At 41.0% G+C, this 605-nt stretch carries 1 protein-coding gene; it reads right to left on the bottom strand.

Going from position 1 to position 605, the window contains the following annotated elements:
* Positions 1–550, bottom strand: a 550-nt coding sequence (locus tag AC3G7N_RS21720) for a glycosyltransferase family 61 protein (protein WP_489424205.1), incomplete at its 3' end; no start/stop codon positions are given.
* Positions 551–605: the final 55 nt, after the last annotated feature.

Genomic DNA, 605 nt, shown 5'->3' with positions numbered 1-605 from the left:
TCTTTTTGAATCCCTTTTTAGTCAAAAGTGTCATAAGTTTGGGTTCATTGGCAACCTTTCTCCACGAGGCGTCTTCCCGGCTAATATAGATACGTTCAAAATCACTTGAACTTGGATGGGATTTTGATTTAAGAAATGAGTCCCGGAGGAATTCAATTGTCCATTTCACACATGTTCCTGCGTTAAATGGAACGGATGGCAATATCAAATTTTCAGCTTTCAGGTGCTTTCCAGGGGGGATTTGTAAGATTTTATTCTCAGGGATGCCAAGCATTTTAACCGTTTCCCGCTGAAATGGCAATGTCATAAGCGGTAGGACATACTTATCGATCTTAAAGCCGCTGAGCTGCAGCAAACGATAACGCCCCAGTGTATCGTGTAACCAATGCCAGTAATTAGAGTGCCCAGCCCATGCTAGAACGCCCAAATTACCATAATATGGGGAGGCAGAAGGGATGTTATTGACTGCGATCTTTTCAAAGTAATTCCAATATTGATAAAAGACCATATCACGCAAACATTTGTAATCAGGTGTCAATGCATAAACCATTCCCTCCCCTTTATCACACATCCATATACTGCCATTTTCTACCTTTGAAACATAA

Source organism: Virgibacillus carmonensis, from assembly GCF_057836705.1.
This window is presented reverse-complemented; position numbering and strand designations above follow the sequence as displayed.